General features: G+C 59.6%; 13 protein-coding genes and 1 riboswitch. Of the genes, 8 read left to right on the top strand and 5 right to left on the bottom strand.

Annotated elements, in window-relative coordinates:
• Window positions 1–96 precede the first annotated feature (96 nt).
• Window positions 97–1,260 carry a 1-acyl-sn-glycerol-3-phosphate acyltransferase gene (locus tag QF010_RS16550; RefSeq protein WP_197281783.1) on the bottom strand — a complete coding sequence of 388 codons (1,164 nt, stop codon included), beginning with the start codon at window positions 1,258–1,260 and terminating at the stop codon, window positions 97–99.
• Between the two features lie 142 nt (window positions 1,261–1,402).
• Between QF010_RS16550 and QF010_RS16545 the strand changes: the two genes are divergently transcribed.
• Genes QF010_RS16545 through QF010_RS16535 form a run of 3 tightly spaced genes read left to right on the top strand, consistent with a single transcriptional unit; the run spans window position 1,403 to window position 2,517 of the window.
• Window positions 1,403–1,585, top strand: a complete 183-nt coding sequence (locus QF010_RS16545) for a CPXCG motif-containing cysteine-rich protein (RefSeq protein ID WP_008153387.1) — start codon at window positions 1,403–1,405, stop codon at window positions 1,583–1,585.
• A gap of 12 nt (window positions 1,586–1,597) precedes the next feature.
• Window positions 1,598–1,858 (top strand): putative signal transducing protein, encoded by a 261-nt coding sequence (locus QF010_RS16540; protein ID WP_046053423.1) that lies wholly within the window; start codon window positions 1,598–1,600, stop codon window positions 1,856–1,858.
• A 35-nt stretch (window positions 1,859–1,893) separates the two neighbouring features.
• Window positions 1,894–2,517, top strand: coding sequence for an SOS response-associated peptidase (locus tag QF010_RS16535; RefSeq protein ID WP_033061288.1), 624 nt, complete (start codon window positions 1,894–1,896; stop codon window positions 2,515–2,517).
• Window positions 2,518–2,724: 207 nt separating this feature from the next.
• Here the strand turns inward: QF010_RS16535 and QF010_RS16530 are convergent, their stop codons facing one another.
• Window positions 2,725–4,866, bottom strand: coding sequence for a methyl-accepting chemotaxis protein (locus QF010_RS16530; protein WP_429533530.1), 2,142 nt, complete (start codon window positions 4,864–4,866; stop codon window positions 2,725–2,727).
• 273 nt (window positions 4,867–5,139) lie between these two features.
• Between QF010_RS16530 and QF010_RS16525 the strand changes: the two genes are divergently transcribed.
• Window positions 5,140–5,958, top strand: a complete 819-nt coding sequence (locus QF010_RS16525) for a M48 family metallopeptidase (protein ID WP_033061292.1) — start codon at window positions 5,140–5,142, stop codon at window positions 5,956–5,958.
• A gap of 48 nt (window positions 5,959–6,006) precedes the next feature.
• On the opposite strand, the gene QF010_RS16520 is transcribed toward QF010_RS16525, so the two are convergent.
• The 3 genes from QF010_RS16520 to QF010_RS16510 form a co-directional block, all read right to left on the bottom strand.
• Window positions 6,007–6,591, bottom strand: coding sequence for a TMEM165/GDT1 family protein (locus QF010_RS16520; RefSeq protein WP_008155932.1), 585 nt, complete (start codon window positions 6,589–6,591; stop codon window positions 6,007–6,009).
• An 88-nt stretch (window positions 6,592–6,679) separates the two neighbouring features.
• Window positions 6,680–6,804: riboswitch (yybP-ykoY riboswitch) on the bottom strand.
• A 50-nt stretch (window positions 6,805–6,854) separates the two neighbouring features.
• The gene (locus QF010_RS16515; RefSeq protein WP_429533529.1) at window positions 6,855–7,853 is read right to left on the bottom strand and encodes a methyltransferase; all 999 of its coding nucleotides are present in this window, start codon (window positions 7,851–7,853) and stop codon (window positions 6,855–6,857) included.
• Between the two features lie 33 nt (window positions 7,854–7,886).
• Window positions 7,887–8,852 (bottom strand): 2-hydroxyacid dehydrogenase, encoded by a 966-nt coding sequence (locus QF010_RS16510; protein WP_429533528.1) that lies wholly within the window; start codon window positions 8,850–8,852, stop codon window positions 7,887–7,889.
• A 250-nt stretch (window positions 8,853–9,102) separates the two neighbouring features.
• Between QF010_RS16510 and QF010_RS16505 the strand changes: the two genes are divergently transcribed.
• The 4 genes from QF010_RS16505 to QF010_RS16490 all read left to right on the top strand — a co-directional run bounded on the left by QF010_RS16505 (window position 9,103) and on the right by QF010_RS16490 (window position 15,295).
• Window positions 9,103–9,732, top strand: coding sequence for a LysE family translocator (locus tag QF010_RS16505; protein WP_033061299.1), 630 nt, complete (start codon window positions 9,103–9,105; stop codon window positions 9,730–9,732).
• Between the two features lie 213 nt (window positions 9,733–9,945).
• Window positions 9,946–11,628, top strand: coding sequence for a fatty acid--CoA ligase (locus QF010_RS16500; protein ID WP_033061300.1), 1,683 nt, complete (start codon window positions 9,946–9,948; stop codon window positions 11,626–11,628).
• Between the two features lie 336 nt (window positions 11,629–11,964).
• Window positions 11,965–13,902 carry a DUF1302 domain-containing protein gene (locus tag QF010_RS16495; RefSeq protein ID WP_429533527.1) on the top strand — a complete coding sequence of 646 codons (1,938 nt, stop codon included), beginning with the start codon at window positions 11,965–11,967 and terminating at the stop codon, window positions 13,900–13,902.
• A gap of 28 nt (window positions 13,903–13,930) precedes the next feature.
• Window positions 13,931–15,295: a DUF1329 domain-containing protein gene (locus tag QF010_RS16490; protein WP_033061304.1), complete on the top strand. Its 1,365-nt coding sequence runs from the start codon at window positions 13,931–13,933 to the stop codon at window positions 15,293–15,295.
• Window positions 15,296–15,422 lie beyond the last annotated feature (127 nt).

The raw sequence follows: 15,422 nt of genomic DNA, 5'->3' as shown, positions 1-15,422 counted from the left end.
GACTGCGCAGCAGTCCTTTCTTGGGGCCGCTTCGCAGCCCAGCGGGAGCAAGCTCCCTCGCCACAGGGCGCCGTTGTCGTATCCAGCCAAAAAACCTTACAGCGGCAATCCCGCTTTCACACGGTACTGATTGCGCACCGGCGTCGCGTATTGCAGGACCATGAACGGACGATGCTCCTCAGGGCACGCGTCCAGACGCTGTTGCCATTGCTCCTGAGCCTTGGCCAGTTCGTCGGCCGCGAACACTTCAGAGGCTTTCGGCACCTGCAATTGCGGGTCGGCGTCTTTCCACTGGGCGTAGGCCAGGTAGTGCACCGGGAACAGGCGGTAGCCGCCGAGGATCTGCCGGTCCATCTCGATCGCCAATTGCTTGGTGTCGTCGAACAGCTCGGTGATCGGCGAGGCGAAGTTCACATGCACCCGGCCCTTGTAGCCGGTGATGCCCTTGGCGATGCTCACATCGTCCTCGCCCGGCACTTTGGTGTAGCTGCCGGTGGTGGCGCGGATGAACAGTTCGCGCGCCTTGGCTTGATCGCACGGGTCGTATTCGTAGCTGATCGACACCGGGGTGAGGTTCAGCGAGCGAATGACTTCGCCGAACGGCTCGTCCTTGCGGCTCATGTGGAACATCTTGAGGATGGCCGACTCGGTGCGGTCGTCGCCGTCTTTGGCCCGTCCTTCAGCCTGGGCGATCCAGATTGAGGCGCAATCGTTGCGGATCGAGTGGTTGATGTAGGCCGACAGCAGCTGATACGCCGCCATCTTCTCGCGTCGACCGGTGATCGAACGGTGCACGATAAAGCTCTTGTTCAGGCGCATCAGATCGCTGACGAAGGGCTTTTGCAGCAGGTTGTCGCCGATCGCGATGCGCGGTGTCGGCAGGCCTGCGTGGTACACGGCGTAGTTGACGAAGGCCGGGTCCATTACGATATCGCGGTGGTTGGCAATGAACAGGTAGGCACTGCCGGACCTGAACTGCTCGACGCCGGTGTACGTCACACCGTCGGTGGCTCGCTCGATGGTGTGGTCGACGTACATCTCGACTTTATCCTGCAGCGTGGCCACGGAGGTTACGCCGGCGAACTCACGGCGCAGCCGATGAGCTATAAGAGGTTTGAGCGCCCAGCCGAAAGCACCGGCAAAGCGCGGGAAGCGGAAGTGGATGAGGATGTCTAGAAACGCCTTGTCACCGAGCAGCCTGTCCAGCACCGCTGGGACTTCGCTATCGTCGTACGGTCGGATGGCATCGAATTCGCCCATCATGCTCTCTTGTTAGAAACGGCTAGGGTAAGTAAAGGTTTTGATCGAAAACCAACGGGGCACGGTCTGAAAAGTTAGCCAGACAAAAATAGCCCTGCAAATAGACCGGCGATTATACGCACAAGTCACTTGGGAGACCGCGATGCTGGAAACCGAGCGCTACGAATGTCCGTATTGTGGTGAAGAGGCTGAGGCCGTGCTGGACTTGTCCGGTGGCGATCAGACCTATATCGAAGACTGTCCGGTGTGTTGCCGTCCGATCACGTTTGTTCTGCAGACTGACGGTCAGGAATGGTTGCTCGAAGTTCACAGCGAAAACGAATGAAAGGGGCACCCCATGCAGCGAATCTACGAGCCGGAAAACCTCATGGAAGGTGAGTTGCTGCAAAGCATGTTGGCCAGCGAGGGCATCGAAGCGCATCTGGTGGGGCGCGATTTGCTCGGTGGCAGCGGCGAATTGCCGATCTTTGGCCTGCTGGGATTATCGGTTGATAACGACCAGGCGGAATACGCCCGCGAGTTAATCAGCGCCTACAATGCCGCGCTGCCGATGCCCGGTGATGAACCGGAAAGTTTTCCTGGCACGCTGGTCTGTTAGGCTGACGTTCGTTTTATCAAGAGTCGTGTTGCCCCATGTGTGGACGTTATGCCCTGTTTCGCTGGAACCCCGCCTTCGCGGCCCTGCCTGGCTTCCCCGCCGATCAGCAGGCCCAGTGGAATATTTCTCCCAACGATTCGGTGTTGATGCTGCGCGCCGGCGTTGACGGTCAGCGTGAGTTGGCCCGAGCGCGCTGGGGTTTGACGCCGCCGTGGCTGACCGATTTGTCCCGTACGCCAGCCCATGCCCGGGCTGAGACCGTTGCCGAACAACCGATGTTTCGCCAGGCCCTGCGCGAGCGCCGTTGCCTGCTGCCCGCCAACGGTTTTTACGAATGGCGCGGCACGACCCGCAAGCGTCCTTACTGGCTGACACCGGGGGAGGGCTCGACGCTGTTTTTTGCGGCGATTTGGGAGGCGTATCCGGTGCAGGAACAGGTGTGGCTGAGCACGGCGGTGATCACGCAGCCGGCGGCAAGTCAGCGCCGGCCGTTGATTCTCGATGCGGCGGGGCAGGAGGCGTGGCTCAATCCAGAGACTCCGTTGCATGCGTTGCAGGCGTTACTCGCCAGTGAACCCGCGGCGTTGCGCGAGCGGGTGTTGGCGAACATGGTGAATGATCCGAAGCTGAACGGGCCGGAGTGTCTGACGCCGGGTTGATGAACCGTGAGTGTCTTCAAATATTTGTCAGGTTCAAAATCGACCCCTCACCCCAGCCCTCTCCCCACGGGGGAGAGGGGGAAAGGGAGCCGATCTCGGTTGCTTTCAGTACCTGAGTTCGGCTCGGTAATTCAGGTCGATGTAGCTCTAAGAGCACCTCGGTCAGTCCCCTCTCCCCCCGGGAGAGGGTTAGGGTGAGGGTGTTCTTCAGACCTTGAACTGATTGATCAACCGCCGCTGCTGCTCAGCCAGCTTGGTCAGGTCCGCACTCGCCGCACTCGACTCATCCGCGCCACCCGCCACTTCATTGGCCACTTGCCCGATGTTGATCACGTTACGGTTGATGTCGTCAGCCACCGCACTCTGTTCCTCGGCCGCACTGGCAATCTGGGTGTTCATGTCGTTGATCACCGACACCGCCTGAGTAATCGTTTCCAGCGCCTCGGCCGCTTTCGCCGCGTGCTGCACGCTTTCATCGGTGCGGTTCTGACTGTCTTCCATCACTCGCACCACATCGCGGGTGCCTTGTTGCAACTGCTGGATCATGGTCTGAATTTCTTCAGTGGCTTTCTGAGTCTTCTGCGCCAGGTTGCGCACTTCATCGGCCACCACCGCAAAACCGCGTCCCTGTTCGCCGGCTCGCGCCGCTTCGATGGCGGCGTTCAAGGCCAGCAGGTTGGTCTGTTCGGCAATCCCGCGAATCGCCGTCAGGATCGCATTGATGTTCTCGCTGTCCTTGGCCAAGGTCTGCACCACGCCAACGGCCTTGCCGATTTCTATCGCCAGCACGCCAATCGAATTCGACGTGTCCCGCACGATTTGCATGCCCTGCGCCGCGGCCTGATCGGCATGGCTGGCGGCTTGTGCCGCCTGAGTCGCGTTGCGCGCCACGTCCTGAGCGGTCGCTGTCATTTCATGCACCGCCGTGGCGACTTGATCAATCTCGGCCATTTGCTTGTGCACGCCGATGTTGGTGCGGATGGCGATGTCGGCGGTGTGTTCCGACGAATCACTGACGCTCTGCACCGAAGTCACCACTTGGGTGATCATCACCTGCAATTTGGCCAGGAAGGTGTTGAAGCCTTTGGCGATCGAGCCCAATTCGTCGGCGCGGTCGCTGGTCAGGCGTCGAGTCAGGTCACCTTCGCCCTGAGCGATGTCGTCGAGCATGGCAACCATCTGCTTCAGCGGCCGGGCAATGCCGTGGCCCACCAGCCAGATCACCAGCAAACCGATACCGGCAATCAACAAGCCGACCATGGCCATGCCGAAGGTGTCGGACTTGCGCTGGGCATCCAGATCGCCCTGAAGCTTTTGCAGGTCGGCCATCACCGCGTTCAGTGGCAATTGCAGCATGAGGGTCCAGCGAGCGTCGGTCTGGCCGATGCCGAACGGCAGGTACAACTCGATCCGGCCCTGGGCCTTGTCCACGGTATAGGTAACTTCGCCGCGCTTGAGATTGGCCATGTTGGCGATCTGCTGGCGGTCGAGGATGTCGCTGACCTTCTCGCCGAATTTGCTTGGGTCCTTGGTGTAGGCAACGATCCGGTTGTTGCCGCCAATTAGGGCCATTTCACCCGCGCCGCTGTACAACTTCTGATTCGCGCCGAGAAGCATTTCCTGGATGAAGTTCACCGACAGGTCGGCGCCGACGATGCCCTGGAAGGCACCGTTGAGCATGATCGGTTCTATAAAGGAGGCGAGCATGACGATCTTGTCGCCAACCTTGTAGGGCGCAGGATCAATCACGCAGGATTTTTTGGTTTCTTTCGAGCACAGGTAGTACTCGCTGGCGCGTACGCCGGTGGACAGGGTTTTCTGGTCGTCGACGTCCACCAGTTTGTCCAGGCCCAGGCTGCCGTCTTCGTTGCGGAACCACCACGGCAGGAAGCGGCCGTTGCTGGCGTCGATGCCAACCACCTGGGTATCGACGTAGGCCGCGTCGTTGTGATCGAGGACGTTTTTTTCCCAACCGATGTAGGTGCCGAGAATTTTCGGGTTCTTGACGACGTTTTCCTTGATCAGGCTGATCAATTGCCCACGGCTCAGGTTCAACTGCGGCTGGCCATCGGCGCCCGGTGTGCCGATCAATGCGTTGACTCGCACCAGTCCGCCGGCAATCAGCAGTGGCGCTTCGAGCTCGCGCTGGATCTGGCTGACCTGGGTTTGCGCCAGTGACGTCAGGCGTTGTTCGATGACTTGCTCGAATTGGGCCTGGGTCCGCTGCTGGACCATGTCTTGTGTCCGTGCGCCGGAAAACAACGCGTACAGGACCAGGGCTGCCACGACACTAAGAACGATGGCGCCGGCGAGGGCCGCCACGGAAAACTGGATCGACTTGAATTTCATGGGTGCTCCGCACGCAAGAGGACGTCTGCGGTGCTGTATCGGCAGGGGTGTCGATGGCCATGAGTGGAGGTTGGCGAATTGGCTGTTTTGGAGGGGTTGATGTCGCAAACGAATCATTGCGGGCCGTTATCGACCGCGGTGGGCAGCGTTATGTGAATTTTTCTCTACGCCCATGAGAGGTTTGTCTGAAATGTGCGTCTACACCTCTGTTGTATCTGGCGTCGATACAATTCCACGCCTAGGATACGCGGCATGTTTTCAGGGAATTTTTTGATGAACAAGACATTGGTTGTGTGTGCTCTGAGCGCAAGTCTGCTGCTCGCCGGTTGTCAGTCGGTCAATACCACCAGCGGTGGCGCGGTGGGCGTTGAGCGTAAACAGTACATGTTCAGCATGCTGTCGACCGACGAGGTCAACCAGATGTACGCCCAGTCTTATCAAAAGACTGTCGGTGAGGCGAACACCAAAGGCGTGCTGGACAAGACCAGTAACGAGGCCAAACGTGTCCAGGCGATTGCCGACCGGCTGATTGCCCAGGCGCCGGTTTTTCGTCCGGATTCGGCCCAATGGAAATGGGAAGTCAACCTGATCAAGAGCGACGAACTCAATGCCAACTGCGGGCCTGGCGGCAAGATCATTTTCTACACGGGGCTGATCGACAGCCTGCAACTGACCGACGATGAGATCGCCGCGATCATGGGCCACGAAATCGCCCACGCCCTGCGCGAGCATGGTCGTGAAGCGATGTCCAAGGCTTACGGTATCGAAATGGCCAAGCAGGGCGCCGGTGCCTTGTTCGGTCTGGGTCAGGACAGCCTGGCGCTGGCGGATACCGTGGCCAACTACGGCATGACCTTGCCCAACAGTCGCGCCAACGAAAACGAGGCGGACCTGATCGGCCTGGAACTGGCCGCTCGCGCCGGTTACAACCCGAACGCCGCGATCACCCTGTGGAACAAGATGACCAAGGCCTCGGAAGGTTCGCCGCCGGAGTTCATGAGCACTCACCCGGCGTCGTCGAGTCGTATTGCTTCGTTGCAGGCGGCGATCCCGAAAGTCATGCCGCTGTACGAGAAAGCCAGGAAATCTTGAGTCTTTGATCGTTCCCACGCGAGCGTGGGAACGATCAAAGAGGTCAGCTCAAACCCAACCGCTGCTCTGCATCGCCTTGTACACCGCGACAATGGCGAGGATGAAGAATGCCGACGCCGCCAGGCGACGGATTAACGTCAACGGCAATTTATCCGCGGCAAAGTTACCCGCCAAAACCACTGGCACGTTGGCAATCAACATCCCAGCGGTGGTGCCGATGATCACCAGCCACAGTTCCGGGTATTGCGCCGCGAGCATCACCGTGGCGACTTGAGTCTTGTCACCCATCTCCGCAAGGAAAAACGCGATCAACGTGGTCAGGAACGGTCCGAACTTGCGGGCGGTGCTGGCTTCGTCGTCATCCATCTTGTCCGGCACCAGGGTCCACAATGCGGTCGCGGTGAAGCTTGCGGCGAGGATCCAGTGCAGCGTCGCATTCGAGAAGAAACTACCGACCCAGGCGCCTACCGCACCGGCTGCAGCGTGGTTGGCCAGGGTTGCGGCGACGATCCCGGCGATGATCGGCCAGGGTTTGCGAAAGCGAGCGGCGAGAATGAGCGCGAGCAGTTGCGTCTTGTCGCCGATTTCGGCCAAGGCAACGATTGCGGTGGGAACGAGAAGTGAATCCAGCATCAGGGTTTTCCTAAGGGGCGGGTCGACACGGCTATGACACGTACAGCCTTCCCGCCCCGGGTAAGGTGTTCGTGTCATAGGTCTTGTCAAACCCTGCGATCCGTCTGATGCGGACGCTTGGGTCGCATACGCCATGGTCTGTTGACCAAGTATGTTGACGTATGCCGGACGAGCATGGCGCTCGTGGGAGACTACTCCCCTAGGACGGAGCGGATTCTGCCTAGGCAAAACCGATTGGGCAAGCCTCTTTTTTAAAAGAGGTTCTAGCCGCGTTTGGCCCGATAGATTCTGAAACCCTGTCCTTCAGCCTTGATTGCGCACACCCCGAGATGCTCCTCGATCAGCGGCTGATACTTCAGGAAGCTGTTCGCCACCAAGCGCAGTTCGCCACCATTTTTCAGATGTTTGGCCGCTTTTCGCAGCAAGTTCTCGGTGGCGAAGTAATCGGTGTGAACCCCGACATGGAACGGCGGGTTGCTCAAAATCGCACTCAGACCCATCGGTGCTGCGTCGATACCGTCACCGGTAATCACGTCAGCTTCCAGACCGTTGGCAGCCAATGTCAGGCGACTGCTGGCGGCGGCAAAGGCATCCACATCAAGCAAGGTGACCTGGTTGTGTGGATAGCGACGTTTCACCGCTGCTCCCAACACACCGGCACCGCAACCGAAGTCCAGCAAGTGGCCGCTCGGCAATTTGTCCAAATGTTCCAGCAACAGCGCGCTGCCGCGATCCAGTCGACCATGGCTGAACACGCCCGGCAGGCTGATGACTTTTAGCGGGCCTTCGGCCAGCGGCAATTCATAAGTCTGGGCCAGGCTTTCCAGCGACTTGGCTTCTGGCGCGTTGGCCACAGTGACCAGCCACAGCTGGCAATGCCGCGCGCTGTCGAGCTTGCGCGGTTTGCCGAAGGGGTTCAGTTGCTTGGCCGCGCCTTCGATGCCGCTGCGTTTTTCACCCACCAGAAACAGCTCACGACCGGCCAGCCTGGAGGCGAGGGCGTTGAGGATGTAGTCGGTCAGGTCCTTGGACTTGGGCAGAAACACCACGGCGGTGTCGAACGCGCGCTCCGGTGCATTCACACCGAAATGGCTGCGCTCAGAAAAGCGGGCATCCAGCGCTGCTTGATCGCCGGCATGCCAGCACCAGCCATGAGCATCGGGTAGACGGCCCAACAGGTCATCGGCGGGCAAACCGGCGAGCAGCACCGAACCCTGGAATAACTCGGCCTGACGAAGCAGTACTTCACTGCGCGGATCCATACTCTGCTCCTGTAAAAAAAGTGCCGCAGTCTATCAACTGACGACCCGCAGTGCTTTACCGCTGAAGTATCCCTGTGCGTTTTCGGTCAACTGGCCCACGATCCGCTGACGTGCCTCGCGACTGCCCCAGGCGTTGTGCGGGGTGACAATCAACCGTGGAATGTCGTGGGCCAGCAGCGGATTGCCGGCGGTCGGTGGCTCAACGCTCAACACATCGGTGGCCGCGCCACCCAAGTGGCCGTTGCGCAAGGCATCGGCAAGGGCCTGTTCGTCGATCAGGCCACCGCGTGCGGTGTTGACCACGAACGCACCGGGTTTCATCGAGGCCAGTTCACGGGCTCCGATGAAGTGGCGGGTGTGTTCATTGAGCGGACAGTGCAGGGTCAGCGCGTCGATCTGCGGCAGCAGCTCATTCAGTGGCAAGCGATCCGGCCGGGCAGGGCGCCCGGGAATCTGACCGAGCAGTACACGCATGCCAAAGGCTTCGGCCAGTCGTGCGACCGCGCCACCCAGTTCGCCGTGACCGAGCAGGCCGAGGGTTTTGCCTTCCAGTTCGACAATCGGGTAATCCAGCAGGCAGAACTGTTTCGCCTGCTGCCAGCGACCTTCGCCGACAGCCTTTTGATAATCGGCCAGGCGCGTCGCCAGATTGAGCAGCAACATGATCGTGTGCTGCGCGACCGACGGCGTGCCGTAACCCTGGCAGTTGCAGACGGTAATCCCGTGGGCGCGGGCGGCGGCGAGGTCAACGTTGTTGGTGCCGGTGGCGGTGATCAGGATCAGCTTCAGCTCGGGGCTGGCAGCGATGGCGGCGGCGTCGATCAGGATCTTGTTGCTGATGGCAACGGTGGCGCCCTTGAGGCGTTCGATCACCTGGTCCGGCGTGGTCTGGGCGAAAAGCTGTAACTCACTGAAACACTCTTGCAGCGGGCTGAGGTCGAGGTCGCCCAGGTCCAGGGACGGGTGGTCAAGGAAAACGGCGCGGTGAGTGTTCGTCATCAACTGTACCTTTTGTGCAATGAACTGAAGGCGTAATCTGCCGAGCCTATCAGATGAAACACCTGTGGCGAGGGAGCTTGCTCCCGCTGGGCTGCGCAGCAGCCCCAATCCAGGCGACCGAGTTTTGTCGGGAATACCGCGTTATCCGGTTTCACGACTGCTTCGCCGCCGAGCGGGAGCAAGCTCCCTCGCCACAGAGATTGATTTCGCTCGAGTGTTTTTATTGACCCAATTGCCCCAGAGGAACCCCATGTACTGGACAGAGTTTTTGACCGTTGCCCTGATTCACTTGCTGGCCGTGGCCAGCCCAGGCCCGGACTTTGCGGTGGTGGTGCGTGAGAGCGTGACCCATGGTCGTCGCGCTGGCACCTGGACGGCGCTGGGTGTCGGCACGGCGATTTTCCTGCACGTCGGCTATTCGTTGCTCGGCATTGGCCTGATCGTGTCCCAGTCCATCGTGTTGTTTAATGCCCTGAAATGGGCCGCCGCCGCGTACCTGCTGTACATCGGCTTCAAGGCCTTGCGAGCACAGCCAGCCCAACCTGCGGCTGACGATCTGCACAAGGAAGCGGGCGAGCGCACTGCTCGCGGCGCTTTCACTTCGGGTTTCGTGACCAACGGCTTGAACCCGAAAGCGACACTGTTCTTCCTTTCGCTGTTCACCGTGGTGATCAATCCGCAGACGCCGCTGACGGTACAGGCGGGCTACGGCATCTACCTCGCGGTGGCCACCGCTGTGTGGTTCTGCCTGGTGGCGATGCTGTTCAGCCAGCAGCGCGTGCGCGCAGGTTTTGCCCGGATGGGCCACTGGTTCGATCGGACCATGGGCGCGGTACTGATCGCCATTGGTGTGAAACTCGCGTTTACCGAGATGCATTGATTGAGGTAGGAGCTGCCGCAGGCTGCGATCTTTTGGGGTTTTCAGAGAGCCAGGATCAAAAGATCACAGCCTGCGGCAGCGCCTACGAATGCTGGCGCAACGCTAGCATTTGCTGAATGTTGCAAATCATTCCTTCGGCTGATTTGGTTGTCATGGAAGGGCACTAAAGTGCTTACTTTCAGCCACGACCGTGCAGTCAGAAAAGGGACTCTTATGTTGCAGACTCGCGTTATCCCCCCAGCCGAAGGCGCTTACCAGTATCCGCTGCTGATCAAACGGCTGCTGATGTCCGGCGCTCGTTATGAAAAAACCCGCGAGATCATTTACCGCGACCAGTTGCGCTACAGCTACCCGACCCTGATCGAACGGGTCGCACGGCTGGCCAACGTGCTGACGGCGGCCGGCGTCAAGGCCGGGGATACCGTGGCGGTGATGGACTGGGACAGCCATCGCTATCTGGAATGCATGTTCGCCATCCCGATGATCGGCGCGGTGATCCACACCATTAACGTGCGCCTGTCGCCGGAACAGATCCTCTACACCATGAACCACGCCGAGGACCGCTTTGTGCTGGTCAACAGCGAGTTCGTCGGGTTGTACCAGGCCATTGCCGGGCACCTGACCACGGTAGAGAAAACCCTGCTGCTGACTGACTTGCCGGAGAAAACCGCCGATTTGCCGAACCTCATTGGCGAGTACGAGCAGTTGCTGGCGGCGGCGAGCACGCAGTACGACTTCCAGGACTTCGACGAAAACTCGGTCGCGACCACGTTCTACACCACCGGCACCACCGGTAATCCCAAAGGCGTGTACTTCACCCATCGGCAGCTGGTGCTGCACACCATGGGCGTGTCGACGATCATGGGCGCCATCGACAGCGTTCGGTTGCTGGGCACCAACGACGTCTACATGCCAATCACCCCGATGTTCCATGTGCACGCCTGGGGTCTGCCTTATGTGGCGACCATGCTCGGGCTCAAGCAGGTCTATCCCGGTCGCTATGACCCTGAGTACCTGGTCGAGCTATGGCGCAAGGAGAAGGTCACCTTTTCCCATTGCGTGCCGACCATCCTGCAAATGGTCCTCAATTCCAAAGCGGCGCAAGGCACGGATTTCGGTGGCTGGAAAATCGTCATCGGCGGCAGTGCGCTGAACCGTGCGCTGTACGACGCGGCCAAGGCCAAGGGCATTCAACTGACCGCCGCTTACGGCATGTCGGAAACCGGGCCGTTGGTGTCGTGTGCACACCTCAACGATGAGCTGATGGCCGGCACCGAAGACGAACGCACCACGTACCGGATCAAGGCCGGTGTGCCGGGGCCGTTGGTGGAGGCGGCGATCGTCGACACCGACGGCAACTTCCTGCCCGCCGATGGCGAGACCCAGGGCGAACTGGTACTGCGTGCGCCGTGGCTCACCGAGGGCTATTTCAACGAACCGCAAAAGGGCGCCGAGCTCTGGGCCGGGGGCTGGCTGCACACCGGTGACGTGGCGACCCTGGACAGCATGGGTGTGATCGACATTCGCGACCGGATCAAAGACGTGATCAAGACCGGCGGCGAGTGGATCTCCTCCCTGGACCTTGAAGACTTGATCAGCCGCCACCCTGCGGTACGCGAAGTAGCAGTTGTGGGCATCGCTGATCCGCAGTGGGGCGAACGTCCATTCGCGCTGCTGGTAGTCCGCGAAGGCCATGTGATCGGGGCCAAGGAACTGAAGGAACACCTCAAGCCGTTCGTGGAACTGGGGCACCTGAGCAAGTGGGCCATCCCGAGCCAGATCGCCCTTGTTACTGAAATTCCCAAGACCAGTGTCGGCAAACTCGACAAGAAGCGTATTCGCGTCGACATCACCGAATGGCAAGCCAACAACAGCACCTTCCTCTCGACGCTTTAAGTGTCACTTGGCGTGCCCAAAAGGGCACGCCAGCCCCACCAAGCAAGCGCTTGGCTTGTCAAATCCGAAATTTCAGCCATTCTTGCCGTGCCGACGGGTGTCGGCTTGGCAAAGGACTGTTCCAGAGTGGCTGGCAGCTGCAAATCACACTTTAGAGGGATCAAGCAGTACTACCTGCTGGCTATAGTCCGCTCAAGGATTTTTAAGAACGGAGCAAACGCACAAACGGGGGCGATGCAACTTTGGAATGACTTAGGGACTCTTTGGCTCCCCGTCATCCACAGCGTTTTTAGAAGTGCTCACTGCCATAACAATAATGCACATGGAGTAGCGTCGATGACATCAGTAAACCAGTTCTGGCGCCGGGCAAAACTGCCCCTGGCGGTCAGTCTTGCCTCTACGCTCGCCGGGCCAGCATTCGGCGTCAGTTTCAACGTTGGTGAAATCGAAGGTCAGTTCGACTCGTCCCTGTCGATCGGTGCCAGTTGGTCTACTGAAAATGCCAACAAGAACCTCATCGGCGTCAACAACGGCGGCCGCGGCCTGTCCCAGACTTCCGACGACGGTCACCTGAACTTCAAGAGCGGCGAAACGTTCTCCAAGATCTTCAAGGGCATCCATGACCTCGAATTGAAATATGGCGACACCGGCGTTTTCGTCCGTGGCAAATACTGGTACGACTTCGAACTCAAGGACGAAAGCCGTCCGTTCAAGGACATTAGCGACAGCAACCGCAAGGAGGGCGCCAAGTCCTCCGGCGGCCAGATCCTCGACGCCTTCGTCTACCACAACTACTCCGTTGCCGATCAGCCGGGCTCCGTGCGTCTGGGCAAGCAAGTAGTGAGTTGGGGTGAAAGTACTTTCATCGGCGGCGGTATCAACTCGATCAACCCGATCGACGTGTCCGCGTTCCGTCGCCCCGGTGCCGAGATCAAGGAAGGCCTGATCCCGGTCAACATGTTCTACGTGTCCCAGAGCCTCACCGAAAACCTCTCGACCGAAGCCTTCTACCAGCTCGAATGGGATCAGACCGTTGTCGACAACTGCGGCACCTTCTTCTCGCAACCGGACGTGATTGCGGATGGCTGCGACAACAACCTGGCCGTACTGCGCACCCGTAACGGGCTCAACAGCGCACTGACGTCTGCAGGGCTGCCGGCTTCGCTGCGCAATGCCACCATCAACACCCTGGCTGCCAGGGGCGTGACCTGGGGTGACCCGGATGAAGGCGTCATCGTTCGTCGCGGTCCGGATCGCGATGCCCGTGACAGCGGTCAGTTTGGCGTGTCCTTCAAATACATGTTCGATCCGCTGGACACCGAGTTCGGCGCCTACTTCATGAACTACCACAGCCGTGCGCCGATTTTCAGCGGCAAAGGTGCTCCGGCGAGCGCTTACAGCGCGGCGGGCCTGGTGGGCTCGCTGGTGGCCAGGGGTGTTCCTCTCGCTGTCGCGCGTAACCTGGCACCGACCTTGTTGCCATTGAATGTGGCCGGTAACTCCAGCTACTACGTCGAGTACCCTGAAGATATTCGCTTGTATGGCTTGAGCTTCTCTACCACGTTACCGACAGGTACTGCGTGGAGTGGTGAAGTCAGCTACCGGCCGAATGCTCCGGTCCAGCTCAACACCACCGACATTCTCTTTTCCGGTCTGACACCGCTGAACCCTAACGTTTCCGTACTCCAGGGTACGCCAGGGGCGGATCAAAAAGGCTATCGCCGCAAGGAAGTGACCCAGCTCCAGACGACCCTTACTCACTTCTTCGACCAGGTGATGGGCGCTGAGCGACTGACCCTGGTGGGCGAGGTCGGCTTTACTCACGTTGGTGGTCTGGAAAGCACTAACAAAGCGCGTTACGGCCGTGACCCGAGCTATGGCCCTGGTCCATTGCCAAGTGGTCAGTGCGTGGCATTGAACACCTCTACCCTGGCAGGCGGACCGCAAAACAACGTGAGTCGCTACTGCGAGAACGACGGGTTCACCACCGCAAACTCCTGGGGCTACCGCGGTCGTGCCATCTGGGAATACAACGACGTATTCGCCGGTGTGAACCTCAAGCCGAACGTGGCCTGGTCTCATGACGTGGAAGGCTACTCGCCTGGCCCTGGCGGCAACTTCGAGGAAGGTCGCAAAGCGGTGAGCCTGGGCGTCGATGCCGAGTACCAGAACACCTACACCGCGAGCCTGGCTTACACCAACTTCTTTGATGGCAAGTACACCACCGTCGATGACCGCGATTTCGTTGCGCTCAGCTTCGGCGTGAACTTCTAAGCACTGCATTATCAGGACGAACACACCTATGAAAATAACAAAGAGTCTGTTCCACGTCGGTGTTCTGGGGCTTTCGCTGCTGGCGACCGGTGTCATGGCGGCGGTCCCCGCGGCCGAAGCGGACAAACTGGGCAAGAGCCTGACCCCGATGGGCGCCGAGATGGCAGGCAACGCTGACGGATCGATCCCGGCCTGGAAGCCGATGGCGAAAAACGCCGGTACTGCCGACAGCAAAGGTTTTCTGTCCGACCCGTACGCCAGTGAAAAACCGCTGTTCACCATCACGGCGCAGAACGTTGACCAGTACAAGGACAAGCTCGCACCGGGCCAGTACGCGATGTTCAAGCGCTACCCGGAAACCTTCAAGATGCCGGTCTACCCGTCGCATCGCGGCGCGACCGTGCCGGATGCCGTGTTTGCCTCCATCAAGAAAAACGCCACCGCCACTAACCTGGTGTCCGGCGGCAACGGACTGGAGAACTTCGAAACCGCAGTGCCATTCCCGATTCCGAAGACCGGCGTCGAAGTCATCTGGAACCACATCACCCGCTATCGCGGTGGCAGCGTGACCCGTCTGGTGACCCAGGCCACGCCGCAGCCGAACGGCTCGTACAGCCTGGTGTACTTCCAGGACCAGTTCGTGTTCCGCGACAAGATGAAGGATTACGATCCGGCAAACCCGGGCAACATCCTGTTCTACTTCAAGCAGAAAGTGACCGCGCCGGCACGTCTGGCCGGTGGTGTGCTGCTGGTGCACGAAACCCTTGACCAGGTGAAAGAGCCACGTTCGGCGTGGGTCTACAACGCCGGTCAACGTCGTGTGCGTCGCGCACCACAAGTGTCCTATGACGGGCCGGGTACCGCAGCCGATGGCCTGCGCACCTCCGACAACCTGGACATGTACAACGGTGCACCAGATCGTTACGACTGGAAACTCGAAGGCAAGAAAGAGATGTACATCGCCTCCGACAGCTACAAGCTCGACTCGCCGCAACTCAAGTACGACGACATCATCAAGGCCGGTCACATCAACCAGGACCTGGCTCGTTACGAGTTGCGTCGGGTCTGGCATGTGGTGGCAACCTTGAAGGAAGGTCAGCGTCACATCTACGCCAAGCGTGACTTCTACATCGACGAAGACACCTGGCAAGCGGCCGTGATCGACCACTACGACGGTCGTAATCAACTGTGGCGTGTGGCGGAAGCTCACTCTCAGAACTACTACAACGTTCAAGTGCCGTGGTACACCCTGGAAACCTTGTACGACCTGCAATCGGGCCGCTACCTGGCGCTGGGCATGAAGAACGAAGAGAAATCGGCGTATGACTTCGGCTTCACCGCCACCACCAGCGACTTCACTCCGGCCGCTCTGCGCCAGGATGGTGTTCGCTAAGCTGTCGTGAACAGAGGCCGCATCCTCGAGAAACGCCCCGACTGGTTCGGGGCGTTTTTTTTGAACTTCATAACGATCGTTGTAGCAGCTGTCGAGCTTGCGAGGCTGCGTTCGGCTGCGAAGCAGT

This window comes from Pseudomonas silensiensis (assembly GCF_050434865.1).
Taxonomy (GTDB): Bacteria; Pseudomonadota; Gammaproteobacteria; order Pseudomonadales; family Pseudomonadaceae; genus Aquipseudomonas; species Aquipseudomonas fluorescens_W.
This window is presented reverse-complemented; position numbering and strand designations above follow the sequence as displayed.